A 13,929-nucleotide genomic window follows, 5' to 3' on the forward strand; every position below is an offset into this window, starting at 1 on the left:
TGTTAAAACAGAAAACGCCACCCTTATTGGGGTGGCGTTTTCTGTTTTTAAAGCAGTTCGTTGCTGGCTTAACTCAGGGGGTGTTCTGCACCACCTGCCCGGCCGCCGACTGCGCGGCGCTCGGGTCCTTCAGCGTGCCTAGTTCTTTGCCTACTTCCTTGAAGGCAGCAATAGCCTTGTCGAGGTGGGCGCGGGTGTGGCCGGCGCTCAGCTGCACCCGAATGCGAGCCTGGCCCTGCGGCACCACGGGGTAGTAGAAACCCACCACGTAAATGCCTTTATCCAGCATCTTGGCGGCGAATTCCTGGGCCAGCTTGGCGTCGTAGAGCATAACGGGCACGATGGGGTGCTGGCCTGGACGAATGTCGAAGCCGGCTTCCGTCATCTGCTCGCGGAAGTACTTGGTGTTTTCTTCGAGTTGGTCGCGCAGCTTGGTGCTTTCCGTCAGCAACTCCAGCACGCGCAGTGAGGCGCCCACGATGGCAGGAGCCAGAGTATTGGAGAACAGATAGGGCCGGCTGCGCTGGCGTAGAATGTCGATGATTTCCTTGCGGCCCGAGGTGAAGCCGCCCATGGCGCCGCCCAGGGCCTTGCCCAGCGTACCGGTGATGATGTCGACGCGGCCCATCACGCCGCGCATTTCGTGGGTGCCGCGGCCGGTTTTGCCCAGGAAACCGCTGCTGTGGCATTCGTCCACCATCACGAGGGCCTGGTACTTATCGGCGAGGTTGCAGATTTTGTCAAGCTGGGCAATGGTGCCGTCCATGCTAAACGAGCCGTCGGTGACGATGATGCGGTGGCGCGAGCCCTTGGCCTGGGCATCCTGGAGTTGCTTTTCCAGGTCGGCCATGTCGTTGTGCTGGTAGCGGTAGCGCTGGGCCTTGCACAAACGCACGCCGTCGATGATGCTGGCGTGGTTCAGGGCATCGGAAATAATGGCGTCCTGCTCGTTGAACAGGGGCTCGAATACGCCGCCGTTGGCGTCGAAAGCGGCGGCGTAGAGGATGGTGTCTTCGGTGCCTAGAAATTCGGCCAGCTTCTGCTCCAGCTGCTTGTGAATGTCCTGCGTGCCGCAGATAAAGCGCACCGACGACATGCCGTAGCCGTGCGAGTCAATCGCGGCTTTGGCGGCTTCAATCACCTCGGGGTGCGAGGACAGGCCGAGGTAGTTGTTGGCGCAGAAGTTCAGCACTTCGCCGGCTTCGTCAGTTTCGATTTCGGCGCCCTGGGGCGAGGTAATGATGCGTTCCTTCTTGAAAAGACCGGCATCCTTTATTTCCTGAAGCTGCTGCTCGAGGTCGGGCTGGAGAGTGGCGTACATAAGTAGCGGGTAAGGTGGGATGAGATGTAGTGGACCAAAATTACACAGGACAGTGTCGACAGGTATCACGGCCAGCTACATATTCACTTGCTTGTCATGCTGACAACACAACTCCCTCATTTGGGATGCCGCGCCAGGAACGCCTGCACGCCCTGCCGTCCGCTGTCCATCAACAGTTTTTTTTCGGCATCCGTCACGCGCTTGATTTTTGGGCTAAAGCCCAGAAAGTTGATGCTCACCGTGCGTTTCCAATCTGCGGGCTGTACGGGATTAAGGTTTTCGAGGGCCACGGTATAAAGGGCGCCCATGTAGGTATTGAAGTCCTGAATGTCGTACGGTGCCAGCTGCCGCCGGCCAGTGGCCACCGTATCCAGTGGAATCTGTTCGGCGCGGTCGAGGCGCAGGCCCAGGGTTTCGGGGTTGAAGACGTTGCCGCGCGCATCGGGTGTGCCGGAACTGCCTGCGGCTAAGTAACGCGGTTTGTCAAATAAATCGACGGGATAATTAGCCAACAGCCCGCCATCGACCAGTACCTGCACGGGTTGGCCGGGGGTAGGGGTTCCCGTAATAACATTGTTCTGCGCATCGAGCAGCACGGCCCGGAAATACAGCGGAATGCTCATGCTGATGCGTACGGCATCGGCCACGCGCATGGTGGGGGTGGTTTCGTAGCTGAACACCTGCACGCGCTGGGTAGTGAGGTTGGTGCCGGTGGTGTAGAGGTCGCGGAAGCGAGAAGGCTGCTGCTGGGCCAGCGTGTGCAACTGGCCCAGGGTGAGGTTGGGCTGCTGGGTTTTGCGGGCCACCAACTCGCTCATATAAGTGGCGAATTGGTCGCCTCGGTACCAGCCGTACTGCTTCACCAATCGGTGGCTGCCGCCGAAGAAGATAAAGCGGCCGTCGTTGAGGCGCTGGACGGGCGTGGCATTCACCACGTCGATAATCTCGCTGGCCGAGTAGCCCACAGCCAGCAGAGCTGCCTGAATGGCCCCGGCCGAAGTACCGCCTACCCGCTCAATGCCGCGTAGCACGCCTTGCTGCTCCAGCTCCTGCAGAGCGCCGCCGTAGGCAATGCCGCGAATGCCACCGCCTTCCATCACCAGGTTGCGGTAGCGCGGGGTGGCTGGTTGCGCAGCAACAGTAGCAGCTCCGGCACAGAGCAGTAGTCCGAAACAGAAGCGGCGTAAAACAAACCGTATAAGCATGAGGCCAAAGGTACCGCAGTGCTCTGGGTAGTGCAGTGGCACTTTGGCAACGGCGGCCCGGTATCTTTGCACCCTAAACCTGAATCCCACCGTCCCACCCAATCCTGATTCCGCGCATGGCCACCACTCCCGGCGATACTGAAACCACTGTTTTACCCGGCTCCGTGCTGGTTATTGGCGCCTGCGGCCAGCTAGGCCTGGAGCTGGTAGCGGCCCTGCGCCAGCGCTACGCGCCCAACCTCGTAGTAGCCGCCGACGTGCGCCCCCCGAAAAACCCGGAAATGCTGGCCGGTGGCCCCTTCGAGCTGCTCGACGTGCTCGACCGCACCCGCCTCGACAAGCTCATTCGCCAGTACCGGCCCAAGCAGATTTATCACCTCGCGGCCCTGCTCTCGGCCACCGCGGAGAAAAACCCGCTCTTCGGCTGGCAGCTGAACATGGACGGCCTGCTCATCGTGCTCGAAGCGGCCGTGGCCCACGGCGTGGCCCAAGTGTACTGGCCCAGCTCTATCGCGGTATTCGGCCCCGACACGCCCCGCGACAACACGCCGCAGGTTACCATCATGAACCCCAACACGGTGTATGGCATCAGCAAGCTGGCCGGCGAGCAGTGGTGCGAGTGGTACCACCGCAAGCACGGCCTCGACGTGCGCAGCTTGCGCTACCCCGGCCTGATTGGCTACAAGAGCCTGCCCGGCGGCGGTACCACCGACTACGCTGTCGACATCTACCACAAAGCCATTGCCTGCGAGAGCTATGAGTGCTTTCTCGAAGAAGACACCTACCTGCCGATGATGTACATGCCCGATGCCCTGAAGGCCACCTTGGACCTGATGCACGCCCCGGCCGACCAAATAAAGGTGCGCACCAGCTACAACCTGGGTGCCATGAGCTTCTCACCGGCCGAAATTACGGCCAGCATTCAGCAGCACATGCCCGATTTTGAGGTGGCCTACAAGCCCGATGGCCGTCAGCAAATCGCCAACTCCTGGCCCGCCAGCATTGATGACTCTGCTGCTCGCCAGGATTGGGGCTGGCAGCCCGATTTCGACCTGGACAAAATGACTCAGGACATGCTGGTGCATCTGAAGGAGCTGCAGCCGGCGTAAGCACTTTTTAGGGTTTGGTAGGTCCGTCGTCCGTCAATCGTCTGTCATGCTAAGACTGCTCAGCATGACAGACGATTGACGGACGCGTGCTGTTCTACTGTTTTTCCATACAGCAACTTCCGCATTTCGGTTAGAATAGCTTCCCAGTTCTCCAGGTATAGCATATGCCCCTGGTCCGGCAGCAGCCTAACGCGGGCATTGGCTATGCGGCTGGCTAGGTAAGGGATGTTGCCATGGTGCCAAATGCCATCGGCGGTGCCGTGCCAGAGCACGGTGGGGGCGCGCACGTCCTCAATTGAGAACCCCGGCCGGCGGCACCACGCCTGCGCGTCGTCGTACACGCCGCGGCCGTGGTGGGCAAAGCCGTGCACGGCCGCATCGCGCAGCAGCTCCCGGAAGCCGGGCTGCCCGGTCACGTCCTGTTCGGCTTGGCGCATCAGCAAGATAAAACCGTCGATGGTGCGGTCGGGGTGGCGGGCCCACTGCCGGCTCAGCCACAGGAAGGTGGTGCGGTTCAGCCAGGGGAAACCGGTTTGGCCCCAGCGCAGCAGCTTCCAGGTGCGGGTAAGGTGGCGGTAGGCGGTCGGCTCCCCCAGCGGCAGGCAGGTGCTGAGCAGTTGCACGGCGGCCACCCGCTCGGGGTAGCAGGCAGCCTGCGCTAGGGCGTGCACGCCGCCCACCGACCAGCCCATCACGCCCACCGGGCCCGTGATATGCAGGGCGTCGAGGGCGGCCGCTACATCGTGGGCAAACGAGGGGAAGGTGAGGCGACGGTACACGTCGGACTCGCCCACGCCGGGGCGGTCGGGTGCCAGCAGCTGCAGCTGTAAGTGGTCCAGCAGCGCCACGGAGGGCGGCAACTCGAGGCTGGAAGAGCCGAAGCCGTGGTGAAAGACCACGGCTTGGTGGGCCGGGCTGCCGTAGCGGGTAAGGCCCAGGCGGCGGCCATCGGGCAGGCGCACGGTAAGGGGAGTGTAAAGGGCATCGGCGACGCTGCTTCCAGAAGGGTGGGGCATGGCTACCGTACGGCCGGCTTGACGGCGAAGTTGGTAAGTAGCAGCCCGGAGCCTTGCGGCACTGCGCCGGGGCAAAATGAGCGTAGCTGCCGCTGCGTTGCCCCGGAATCGCTGGCAACCCCAACGCATTCTTTGTAGTTGAAAGAACCTACGCTCGGTTTTCTGCTACATGATAGTCAACTCTACGCCCGCTGGCTGGCAAATTATTTACCAGCAAGCTCACGCCTTACTGGCCATGCAACTGGCCTGGTACTGGCCCCACACCTTGGCGCCCGACCGCTGGGTGGGCCTGCTGGCCGCCATTGCGCAGCACGACGACGAACAGGCCGCCTGGCACGGCCGCGGCGGGCACTACGGCCTCACGCCCGCCGGCGCCCCGGCCAACTTCACCCAAAAAGAGTTTTCCCTGGAGCAGGCCACTGGCGTGCTGGCGGCCGCCCGCTTCCAGGGGCGTTGGCGCAGCCTGCTCACGAGCCTGCACCTGAGCCTGCTCTACGAAGGCCTGCGCGGGCAGAATAAGAAGACCGACGCTTTTCTCGACGACCTTCGCACCGGCCAGGATCAATGGCGGCGGGCCCTGCACCTTACCAAAAAAGAAGCCCAGCAAGCATACGACCTGCTGCACTGGTGCGACCGCCTCTCGCTCATTCTGTGTCGGCAAGAAATACCGGAGATGGGCCGGGCCGTAGAAATCTACCCCGGGCCCGACGGCACCATGTATACCCTGGCGCAGCCCGAAGCCGGTGGCCCGGTGGTGATTAATCCGTGGCCCTTTCGCGAAACAGAAGTGGCGGTGAGCGTAGAAGCCAGCATTCTGACGCAGTTGCAGTTCCGGGACGATGCGGAACTGAGTGCCGCCCTGAAGGAGGCGCCCATCGAAACGCTGCGCTGGGAAATTCGGCCGAGCGGGAGTAAGAAATAGCTTGCTTCGCTCGCGCCGCTTGTCATGCTGAGCTTGCGAAGCATCTTATCCCTGGTGAACGACTTCGTTGTGGCGTGAGAAGATGCTCCGCAAGCCCAGCATGATAGACGTTTGTTGGCGAAGCAAGCGAGTTGCTGCGATCTGCCTGACTGTTCTCTTTAATACAAAGGCTACTTCACCTTAGTAACCGGCGTGGTGCTGGTCATTATGCCTTCGGGTAAGGTTTGCAACTGGGCAATGTTGTCGAGGCGCGAGGGCTTGGCATCGCTGCGGCCGGCGGCTAGCAGGAGGTTACCCTGCTTGGTGTATTCGTTCCAGCGCCGGCGGAAGCCGGGCTGCTCGTCGGTAGCTTTGGCGAAATAGGCCCACTCTTCTACGAGGCCGCTGGAGCGGTTCACCAGTACTTCGTAGCGGTTTTGGGGCGTCACGCCCACTTCCTTAAAGGTCATTTGGAGTACGTCGGCCACGGCACCATCCATGGTTTTGCCTTCGCCCTTGTAGGCGAGCGTCACGCCCGAGTCTTTGAGCTTGAAAGGCATCAACAGCCAGTAGGAGTTGTTTATCCAGATGCTGGTCATGCGGTCCAACACTTTCTGGCCGGTGGGAGAGGCCGAAATGTCCTGGCCGCGGCTGTACACGCGGCCCTGCTTGGTGTTCAGGTTGTAGTTGGCTACCAGGGTGTCTTTCTCCCAATGAAAGTCGCCCGTGTACTTGTCCCAAATCTGGTACTGGCCGCCAAAAAAGCTCCAAGCAAAGTAGCGGGCGTTTTTCCAGTTTTCGTAGCCGCCCATCTCGCGCATGGCACGGTCGGCAATGGCAATGGCTTTGGCATCGGAGCCCGCGGCGTCGAAACCTTCAGCGGCGGGGTAAGACGCCGATGCTCCCCCTTTAACCTTGATTTTCTGCTTTTGAGCCTGCGCCGGTGTAGCTAGCAGCAAAACGCCAAAAAAAATCGGAAGCAGCGCGCGCACGAAACGGAAGACGGAGGGCATAAGAGAGTTGAGTAAAAAGCGGAAGCGTGCGGCAAGATACGGCGCAGCCCAGCGGGAGTTGGCCCAGCCAAAGCAGAAGACTACGGGCGCGCCAGAAAGCAAGGGCGCGTCGCAAAACACATGTCCTGCCCTGATTTGTGAGGGCCCGGTACCAACGCTGTTCTCGGCTGCCCGTAATAGAAAGGCATTTCTCGCTTTCCGCCGGTCACTTTTCCACGCAGCATGGCACATTATAAGTTTTCCGACATTCTAACTGTTCTGAAGTCGTCGGCCGGCGAATTCAGCAACAACAACTCGTTTCGGCACTCAGCAGCGTTGTCGTACTACACCATTTTTTCGTTGCCGCCGCTGCTGCTTATCGTCATCACGGTAGCCAGCGCAGTGTTTGGGGGCGAGGCCCTCACCGGACAGGTATACGAGCAGCTCAGGGGTTTGGTGGGGTCCGAATCGGCCAAGTTCCTGCAAGACAGCATTGCCAAGTTTACCCTGCAGGAGCGCGGGCCCGTGGCCACGGCCATCGGCATCAGCACGCTCATATTTGCGGCCACCACATTTTTCGTCACCCTGCAGGAAAGCATCAACGACATCTGGAACCTGAAGGTGAAAACCGAAGGCATCGGTATTGGTGCTTTCATAAAGCAAAGGGTTCTTTCCTTCGGGCTGATTCTTAGCGTGGCCCTGCTGTTGCTCATTTCCTTCGTGGTAAGCGCCGTGCTGAGTGCCTTCACGGGTTGGCTGCAGGAAATATTGCCCATGATAGGCGTGGTGGCCATTCGGGCAGTCGACTTTGCCCTTTCCTTGGGCGTGACCACGCTGCTATTTGCCCTCATCTACCGCTTCCTGCCCGATGCCATCATTCGCTGGAACGACGTGTTGATTGGTGCTTTCATCACGGCCCTGCTTTTCGTAATTGGCAAGTTTCTCATTGCTTTCTACATCGCCAAGGCTGAGCCTGGCTCGGCCTTTGGAGCAGCGGGCTCGGCAATCGTGCTGTTGCTGTGGGTCAACTATTCTTCGCTCATTATCTTTTTCGGGGCCGAGTTTACCCAGGAGTTTGCCGATGCTTTTGGCCAGAAGGTGCAGCCCAAAGCTCATGCCGTGCGGGTAAGGCTCGAGGAGTACGCCCCCGGCGAATCGCGCGAAGAAAAAGCTACCGGCCGCCCCCGTGCCACGGGGCGCTGGAAAGGCTAGGGCGCTGAAAAAAGATTTGCCTGAGCTTGAAATATCCTTTTTTAAAAAGCCTGGTCAGACAACGCAATGGTTTTAATTATTGATAGTTAGTGTGTTGGGTACGGTAAAAAATCGGGACAGTAGGTAGTATGCAACAAATCAGAAAGTCCTTGAACAGCTAAAGTCGGATTGCTATTTATCAGGGTCAAAGAACATCTTTGGAGAAATAAATTTTCTCTTATGTCCCTACTTTTACACACGCTGCGTTGCAGCCTCGTGCTGTCCTTTCTCAGCTTGCCGGCAATGGCTCAGCAGCCCGGCGCCGTGCCCCCAACGGCCACCGGCCAACCGGCGCAGCCGGCATTGGCCCCCACCAGAGGGGCCGGAGAAGTAATCGGGCTTACCTATACCGTCGAGCTGGTTTCGGGTACGTCCTTCATCGGCCGGCTCACAACGGTCAGTGCTGAGGAGCTTACGTTCGAGACCACCGACCTGGGCCTGCTCACGGTGAAGCGCACCAACATCAAGCAAATCACCCTTCTGACCCAGGAGCAAGCCCGTCTCGGCTACGATTACATCGGCAACGGCAACCGCCTGTCATTTGCCCCCACGGCCCGCAACCTGCGCCGCGGCGAGGGCACCGTGCAGAACATCTACATTTTCCTGATAGGTGTGAACTACGGCATTACCGATAATTTCTCGATGGGGGCTCTGTTTAGCTGGATACCGGAGGCAGGCAGCGAAAACTTTTTTGCCCTTACGCCCAAGTTAAGCTTCCCGGTGAGCGGCAACGACAGGGTGCACGTAGGAGCTGGGGCGCTGATTGCCTTTCAAGGCGGCGACACCTATACCCTGGCGTACGGCAACACCACCTACGGCTCGGCCGACAACAACGTCACCGCCGGGGTCGGCTATGCCTTTGTGAGCGGCGAGTCCTTTAATACGCCGGTTTTCATGCTAGGCGGAGCCACACGGGTGGCGAGGCGCATCTCACTATTGAACGAGACCTACATCCTCAACATCACGGAACAAGGTTACCGTGCTACGCTCATCGGGGGCATTGCCGGACTGCGCGTGTCCGGGCAGCGCCTAAGCGGCAGCCTGGGTTTGTTGTACGGCTTCTACAGTTTCTCCAGTAGCCGTTACAGCGGAGGCGACAATTCCGATGGGAGCGCCATTCCGTTTGCCGAAGTCACGTACCGGTTTGGGCGCACAAAGTAGAAGCCAGTCATAAGCTCACACCGCGGAAAGCGGTAGCATCAAAAAGCCCAGCCATTTCTCAATGGCTGGGCTTTTTGATATATCAGGCAAGCGCCGCGGCTAGTGCTTAAGCAGCTACTTCCTTCTTCTCCTTCACGGCCAACTGCCCGCAGGCGGCATCGATGTCCTTGCCTCGGCTGCGGCGGATGTTGGTTTGCACGCCGCGGTCGGCCAAGTACTTGTGGAAGGCAGTGATTTTGTCGTCGGCCGCATTCTGGTAGTCGGCGTTGTCGATGGGGTTGTACTCAATCAGGTTCACCTTGCAGGGCAGCCACTTCGCAATCTTGAAAAGGTTTTCGGCATCGTCCAGCCCATCGTTAAAGCCATCGAACACGATGTACTCGTAGGTGACTTTGCGGCCGGTTTTCTGATGATAGTACTGCAGAGCTTCCTTCAGCGCCGCCAGGGAGTTGGCTTCGTTGATGGGCATTATTTCGTTGCGCTTGGCATCGGTGGGCGCGTGCAGCGACAGGGCCAAGTTGGCTTTCACGTCGTCGTCGGCCAGCTTCTTAATCATCTTGGCAATGCCAGCCGTGCTGATGGTAATGCGGCGCGGGGCCATGTTCAGGCCATCGGGCGCGGTGATGCGGCGCACGCTTTCCACCACGTTGGCGTAGTTAAGCAGGGGTTCGCCCATGCCCATGTACACGATGTTGGTGAGTGGTGTGCCGTATTGGGCCTCGCACTGCTCGCGAATGCGCACCACTTGGTCGTAAATCTCGGCCGCGTCGAGGTTGCGCTTACGGTCCATGTAGCCGGTGGCGCAAAACTTACAGGTAAGCGAGCAGCCCACCTGCGAGCTGATGCAGGCCGTCATGCGGGTGTCGTGCGGAATGAGCACGCCTTCCACCACATTGCCGTCATACAGCTTGAAGGCCGATTTGATGGTGCCGTCGTTGCTGAGCTGCTTGTTCTGCACCGTCACGCCGTTGATAACGAAATGATTATCCAAAAGCTCGCGCGTCGCTACCGAGATGTTGTTCATCTCTTCAAACGTGGCGGCGGTATTTTTCCACAGCCATTCCAGCACCTGCTTGGCGCGGAAGGGCTTCTCGCCGTGCTCGACCATGAAGGTCTTGAGTTCGTCGGGCGAGGTTTTGCGGATGTCGCGCTTTTTAATGACGGGGGCGAGGGGCAGTTCCAGTAGCATAGCACAAAGATACAAGCAGGCAGGGCGTTGGGTTCCCGCAGAACAGCTGGCATATCATACTACTTGTTATACTACTTGCCAGATGGCACGGGGGCCTGGAAAACGACGGGTAGCGTGAAGCTGTAATACACGGGCCAGCCGTTGAACCGGGGCGGCGACAACTGCGGCAAGCGTTGAACAGCCGCTACCGCCGCGGAGTCACAATCGGGCCGTAAGCCGCACACCACTTTTGCTTCATAAACCGACCCCTCTTTTGCAACTGTTACGTCCACAAATACCTTGCCCACCATACCATCGCGCAGCGCCTGGGGCGGATACGCCAGTTGTTGCTGAACTGCTTTTGAGATGGCTCCTATGCCGTCGTTGCCGGGCAGTAGGGGAGGCTGATCGATGTAAGTATAAATGGCTTTGGGCGGTGTGCCAGCTTGTTGGGCCAGCGCTGGAAAAGTAAGTACCACAACAAATAAGCTGCTTAGCAGCATTTTCGAAGACGTCATGTGGGTAGAAGGGTTGACTGATAATGCAATGGCAAAATTAGATGTATGAATCCTCACTTCACCTGCGCCGCCAGCGCCTCCGGCAGCAGCCGTAGCTTTCGAATGTTGTAGTCGAAGCACAGCATACCAGTTTTGGCCCGCGCTATTTCCTTGCCGGCCAGGTTGTGCACGTGATACACCACATCAAAGCCGTACTTGTTGGGGTCGGCGGCTGCCATTTTGATGTGCAGCACGTCGCCATGAAAAGCTTCGCCCTTGTATTCCATGGCCACATCTACCATGATGAGCCCGAGCTTGCTCACAGGGTCGTAGTCGTTTTCCATGCCTATCGAGCGCAGGAACTGCACCCGTGCCTCGTGCAGAATGCCCAGTAGTGCGTCGTTGCCGAGGTGGCCGCCGTAGTTGAGGTCGGTGATGCGCACGGGGATTTTGGCGGTGCAGGAGAAGGTTTCGGGCAGGGCTACTTTTACGCGGGCCATAAATTCAGTTGATGAATAATAATGACAAGGAGCAATTTTGTGAACAGCCAAAGGTAGAAGTTCGGGCCACGGCAGACGGCTCGGTTACGCTCTTTGTGCCGGTCTTGGACGAGCATTACCACTCCAGGCACGGGGCGCGTCAGGAGTCAAAATACGTCTTCCTCAAGCAGGGGCTGTGGCCATTGCTGCAAGCCGGCGGCGGGCTGGCACGTCCGTTGCGCATTCTGGAAGTGGGGCTGGGTACCGGCCTGAATGCGCTGTTGACGCTGGACTCGGCCTTTGCAGCTGGCGCCTTAATTGCGTACGATGGTCTAGAGACCTACTTGCTGCCGGCGGCCGTGGTGGCGGCCCTGCAGCCCGAATGGGACCAGCGCGGCACCTTGCTAAAAGAGCTGTTCGCAGAGCTTCACGCCGCCGCCTGGGGCTCGCCAACCGAGTTGCTGCCTGGCATTGTGCTTACCAAAATGCATCAGCCCCTGCAGGAGGCCATCCTGCCGCCCAGCCACTACGACCTAATGTATTTCGATGCCTTTGCGCCCGACAAGCAGCCCGAGCTTTGGACCGAAGCCATCTTTGAGCAGCTGTACGCTGCCGCTGTCCCGGGGGCGGTGCTGGTTAGCTACTGCGCCCAAGGCCAGTTTCGGCGCAACCTGCGAGCCGCAGGCTGGCTAACCGAAAAGCTGCCCGGGCCACCCGGCAAACGCGAAATGACGCGGGCCCGCAAACTTGGTTGAGTGTTCTTTTTACCGTTTAGCAGGTTAATGTCAGCGCAGCCGGGACAGCTGGCGCAATACCGATTTCCCCAGCTGCCCCGGCTACGCTGACCGTTGGGCGGGGTGTCGCCGCACAACAATTAGTGCTAGGTCATCAAGATATTACTAGCCGAAATAGCGGGCCAGAAACTGCTCCTGTAATGCCTTGCCCCACTAAGTAGCGTATGTTGCATCACAAATGAGTCGTAAATTCCTTGAAACCGAAGGCCCCGCCTGGGTAGCAGAAGGCCTTATCAGTGAGGAGCAGCGCCAGAAGCTGCTGGCCCGCTACCCGCACCAGGCGCAGGCCCTGGGCCTACTGCCCCTGCTGGGCAGCGTGCTGGTGGGCCTCAGCGCCCTGAGCGTGGTGGCCGCTAACTGGCAAGCCCTGCCCGACGTCCTGCGCCTAGCCCTTATGCTGGGCAGCCTCATGGGCGCCTACGCGGCCGGGGCCTACTTTCTGCGGCGCGGCAACCCCGATTTGGGCCACGGCCTCATTGGCTTGGGGCTGATATTGTTTGGGGCCAGCATCATCCTCACCAGCCAGATTTACCAACTGGTGGGCTACGACGTGAGTGGCCTAGTGGCCTGGGTAGTAGCGGGCGTGGCCCTCAGCTACGTATACGGCTCGCGTCTGCTGGTACTGCTGACGGTGCTGATTGGGGCGGCCGTGCAAACGTATTGCGTGCAGGCGCTGGGCAGCTTCAGCTACGCCACCGCCGTGATGGTGGCCGGGGGCATGGGCTACTACTGGTGGCGCCGGCCCGATGCCGTGAGCAGCAGCGTACTGGCTACCGGGCTGCTGTGGCAGGCGGGCCTGCTGATAGTGGTGCTGCACGCCAAGATTACTTGGTTTTTCGTGCCGGCCATGCTCATCTACGCGGCTGGCGACTGGCAGCCCCAGCGCGCCGGAGGCCGGGCCTTGCAGGCGCCGCCGCTGGTAGCCGCCTACTTGTTCATGTTTGGGTTGGCTACGTTTGGCGAAACCGACACCTACGCCAACGTGCTGCGGCCGCCGCTGCTGCCCTACTTGGGGGCGCTGGGAGCCGTTCTGGCGCTTTCGGTGGCCGGCAAGCGGGCGCGGGGCCGATTCGATACCCTGCTCGACTGGCTGCTGCTGCTGCCAGGGTTTTACTTGCCCGGCGGGCTGCCGCTGGCCGTGGCCACGTTGGTGGTGCTGTATGCGCACGCCGGCTCGGTGCTGGCCCGCGCCCATCGGCAGGAAGACCCCAACCAACTCACCATCGGCGCTATCCTGTTTGTGGCGGCTACCATGGTAGCCTACTTCAAGCTCACCTGGGCTTTTCTGGATAAGTCTCTCTTCTTCCTCCTGGGCGGCGTGCTGCTGCTGGGGCTGAGCTGGTACCTGCGCCGCCGCAACGCCCAGGTGCTGGCCGCTAGCACCACGCCTGAGGTGTCCCCAAAGCCCTCGCCCGCGGCTGGTTCGTCCCCTAATTCTTAATCTTCAGCAATTCTTCATGACCGATTTGCTGACATGGTTCTCCAACCCGGCGCGCCGCCGGCCACTGCTCCGCCTGCTGGTAGCTGCCCAGGTACTCTATGTGCTGGGCGTGGCTGGCGCCGGCTACGCTACCGCCGCGCTGGGCCAAAGCGTTATCCTGACCACTACGCCCGTCGACCCGCGCGATTTGCTCTACGGCGATTTTGTGCGTTTGCGCTACACCATCAGCGAAGTACCTCTGCCCCTGTGGCGCGACGCCGTCAGCGCCCCCAGCCGCCGCCAAGCCGTGTTTGTGCTGCTCGCCCCCGGCCCCGACAGCGTGAGTACCGCGGTAGGCGTTTACCCCAAAGCCCCGAAGGCCGGGCCTGGCCAAGCCGTGCTGCGTGGCTGGGTTACCCACGTGTACCGTAACTCTTTCGCCTTGCGCTTCAACCTGGAGCGCTACTACGTGCCCGAAGGAAGTGGCCTGCGCCTGGAAAAAGCCGGCCGCCTACACCCGCTGAAAGTGCTGGTGAGCATCGCTCCTTGGGGGCAGGCCCGCATTGCCAAGGTCGAAGAACCACCAAAAAACCCCAAACCCAAGCGCTGAGCCTG

14 protein-coding genes are annotated in these 13,929 nt (G+C 60.1%); 7 read left to right on the forward strand and 7 right to left on the reverse strand.

Features of this window, described 5'->3' with window-relative positions:
• Positions 1-73: 73 nt before the first annotated feature.
• Both kbl and ACP7AJ_RS11635 read right to left on the reverse strand, forming a co-directional pair.
• Entirely contained in the window at positions 74-1,321 is a 1,248-nt protein-coding gene (gene kbl, locus ACP7AJ_RS11630) for a glycine C-acetyltransferase (RefSeq protein ID WP_426060373.1), read from the reverse strand.
• A gap of 116 nt (positions 1,322-1,437) precedes the next feature.
• The gene (locus ACP7AJ_RS11635; RefSeq protein WP_426060374.1) at positions 1,438-2,526 is read right to left on the reverse strand and encodes a patatin-like phospholipase family protein; all 1,089 of its coding nucleotides are present in this window, start codon (positions 2,524-2,526) and stop codon (positions 1,438-1,440) included.
• Between the two features lie 116 nt (positions 2,527-2,642).
• Here ACP7AJ_RS11635 and ACP7AJ_RS11640 point away from each other — a divergent pair, with 116 nt between their 5' ends.
• Complete coding sequence (locus ACP7AJ_RS11640; protein WP_426060375.1) at positions 2,643-3,635, forward strand: NAD-dependent epimerase/dehydratase family protein; 993 nt, start codon at positions 2,643-2,645, stop codon at positions 3,633-3,635.
• Between the two features lie 59 nt (positions 3,636-3,694).
• On the opposite strand, the gene ACP7AJ_RS11645 is transcribed toward ACP7AJ_RS11640, so the two are convergent.
• Positions 3,695-4,651 carry an alpha/beta fold hydrolase gene (locus ACP7AJ_RS11645; protein ID WP_426060376.1) on the reverse strand — a complete coding sequence of 319 codons (957 nt, stop codon included), beginning with the start codon at positions 4,649-4,651 and terminating at the stop codon, positions 3,695-3,697.
• A 169-nt stretch (positions 4,652-4,820) separates the two neighbouring features.
• Here ACP7AJ_RS11645 and ACP7AJ_RS11650 point away from each other — a divergent pair, with 169 nt between their 5' ends.
• Positions 4,821-5,573, forward strand: a complete 753-nt coding sequence (locus ACP7AJ_RS11650) for a DUF3891 family protein (protein WP_426060377.1) — start codon at positions 4,821-4,823, stop codon at positions 5,571-5,573.
• A 170-nt stretch (positions 5,574-5,743) separates the two neighbouring features.
• Here the strand turns inward: ACP7AJ_RS11650 and ACP7AJ_RS11655 are convergent, their stop codons facing one another.
• A complete protein-coding gene (locus ACP7AJ_RS11655; RefSeq protein ID WP_426060378.1) occupies positions 5,744-6,565 on the reverse strand; it encodes a DUF6503 family protein in 822 nt (273 codons plus the stop codon).
• Between the two features lie 222 nt (positions 6,566-6,787).
• On the opposite strand from ACP7AJ_RS11655, the gene ACP7AJ_RS11660 reads away from it, so the two are divergent.
• Together ACP7AJ_RS11660 and ACP7AJ_RS11665 are read left to right on the forward strand one after the other, a co-directional pair.
• Positions 6,788-7,756 (forward strand): YihY/virulence factor BrkB family protein, encoded by a 969-nt coding sequence (locus ACP7AJ_RS11660; protein ID WP_426060379.1) that lies wholly within the window; start codon positions 6,788-6,790, stop codon positions 7,754-7,756.
• 219 nt (positions 7,757-7,975) lie between these two features.
• The gene (locus tag ACP7AJ_RS11665) at positions 7,976-8,956 is read left to right on the forward strand and encodes a hypothetical protein (RefSeq protein WP_426060380.1); all 981 of its coding nucleotides are present in this window, start codon (positions 7,976-7,978) and stop codon (positions 8,954-8,956) included.
• Between the two features lie 106 nt (positions 8,957-9,062).
• Here the strand turns inward: ACP7AJ_RS11665 and rlmN are convergent, their stop codons facing one another.
• From rlmN to ACP7AJ_RS11680, 3 genes are all read right to left on the reverse strand, one after another.
• Positions 9,063-10,145 carry a 23S rRNA (adenine(2503)-C(2))-methyltransferase RlmN gene (gene rlmN, locus ACP7AJ_RS11670; RefSeq protein WP_426060381.1) on the reverse strand — a complete coding sequence of 361 codons (1,083 nt, stop codon included), beginning with the start codon at positions 10,143-10,145 and terminating at the stop codon, positions 9,063-9,065.
• A 71-nt stretch (positions 10,146-10,216) separates the two neighbouring features.
• Complete coding sequence (locus tag ACP7AJ_RS11675) at positions 10,217-10,642, reverse strand: energy transducer TonB (RefSeq protein ID WP_426060382.1); 426 nt, start codon at positions 10,640-10,642, stop codon at positions 10,217-10,219.
• Positions 10,643-10,695: 53 nt separating this feature from the next.
• Positions 10,696-11,121 carry a thioesterase family protein gene (locus tag ACP7AJ_RS11680; protein WP_426060383.1) on the reverse strand — a complete coding sequence of 142 codons (426 nt, stop codon included), beginning with the start codon at positions 11,119-11,121 and terminating at the stop codon, positions 10,696-10,698.
• A gap of 11 nt (positions 11,122-11,132) precedes the next feature.
• On the opposite strand from ACP7AJ_RS11680, the gene mnmD reads away from it, so the two are divergent.
• The 3 genes from mnmD (at position 11,133) to ACP7AJ_RS11695 (ending at position 13,924) form a co-directional block, all read left to right on the forward strand.
• Positions 11,133-11,855 carry a tRNA (5-methylaminomethyl-2-thiouridine)(34)-methyltransferase MnmD gene (gene mnmD / locus ACP7AJ_RS11685; protein WP_426060384.1) on the forward strand — a complete coding sequence of 241 codons (723 nt, stop codon included), beginning with the start codon at positions 11,133-11,135 and terminating at the stop codon, positions 11,853-11,855.
• A 217-nt stretch (positions 11,856-12,072) separates the two neighbouring features.
• A complete protein-coding gene (locus ACP7AJ_RS11690) occupies positions 12,073-13,335 on the forward strand; it encodes a DUF2157 domain-containing protein (protein WP_426060385.1) in 1,263 nt (420 codons plus the stop codon).
• A 16-nt stretch (positions 13,336-13,351) separates the two neighbouring features.
• Complete coding sequence (locus ACP7AJ_RS11695; RefSeq protein ID WP_426060386.1) at positions 13,352-13,924, forward strand: GDYXXLXY domain-containing protein; 573 nt, start codon at positions 13,352-13,354, stop codon at positions 13,922-13,924.
• Positions 13,925-13,929: the final 5 nt, after the last annotated feature.

It is taken from the genome of Hymenobacter sp. B1770 (assembly GCF_049896385.1).
In the GTDB taxonomy this organism is placed as follows: domain Bacteria; phylum Bacteroidota; class Bacteroidia; order Cytophagales; family Hymenobacteraceae; genus Hymenobacter.

Bases quoted from the DNA above. Each gene is read 5' to 3' on its own strand.
- kbl (WP_426060373.1), bottom strand. From the start codon at position 1,321: ATGTACGCCACTCTCCAGCCCGACCTCGAGCAGCAGCTTCAGGAAATA.
- ACP7AJ_RS11635 (WP_426060374.1), bottom strand. From the start codon at position 2,526: ATGCTTATACGGTTTGTTTTACGCCGCTTCTGTTTCGGACTACTGCTC.
- ACP7AJ_RS11640 (WP_426060375.1), top strand. From the start codon at position 2,643: ATGGCCACCACTCCCGGCGATACTGAAACCACTGTTTTACCCGGCTCC.
- ACP7AJ_RS11645 (WP_426060376.1), bottom strand. From the start codon at position 4,651: ATGCCCCACCCTTCTGGAAGCAGCGTCGCCGATGCCCTTTACACTCCC.
- ACP7AJ_RS11650 (WP_426060377.1), top strand. From the start codon at position 4,821: ATGATAGTCAACTCTACGCCCGCTGGCTGGCAAATTATTTACCAGCAA.
- ACP7AJ_RS11655 (WP_426060378.1), bottom strand. From the start codon at position 6,565: ATGCCCTCCGTCTTCCGTTTCGTGCGCGCGCTGCTTCCGATTTTTTTT.
- ACP7AJ_RS11660 (WP_426060379.1), top strand. From the start codon at position 6,788: ATGGCACATTATAAGTTTTCCGACATTCTAACTGTTCTGAAGTCGTCG.
- ACP7AJ_RS11665 (WP_426060380.1), top strand. From the start codon at position 7,976: ATGTCCCTACTTTTACACACGCTGCGTTGCAGCCTCGTGCTGTCCTTT.
- rlmN (WP_426060381.1), bottom strand. From the start codon at position 10,145: ATGCTACTGGAACTGCCCCTCGCCCCCGTCATTAAAAAGCGCGACATC.
- ACP7AJ_RS11675 (WP_426060382.1), bottom strand. From the start codon at position 10,642: ATGACGTCTTCGAAAATGCTGCTAAGCAGCTTATTTGTTGTGGTACTT.
- ACP7AJ_RS11680 (WP_426060383.1), bottom strand. From the start codon at position 11,121: ATGGCCCGCGTAAAAGTAGCCCTGCCCGAAACCTTCTCCTGCACCGCC.
- mnmD (WP_426060384.1), top strand. From the start codon at position 11,133: ATGAATAATAATGACAAGGAGCAATTTTGTGAACAGCCAAAGGTAGAA.
- ACP7AJ_RS11690 (WP_426060385.1), top strand. From the start codon at position 12,073: ATGAGTCGTAAATTCCTTGAAACCGAAGGCCCCGCCTGGGTAGCAGAA.
- ACP7AJ_RS11695 (WP_426060386.1), top strand. From the start codon at position 13,352: ATGACCGATTTGCTGACATGGTTCTCCAACCCGGCGCGCCGCCGGCCA.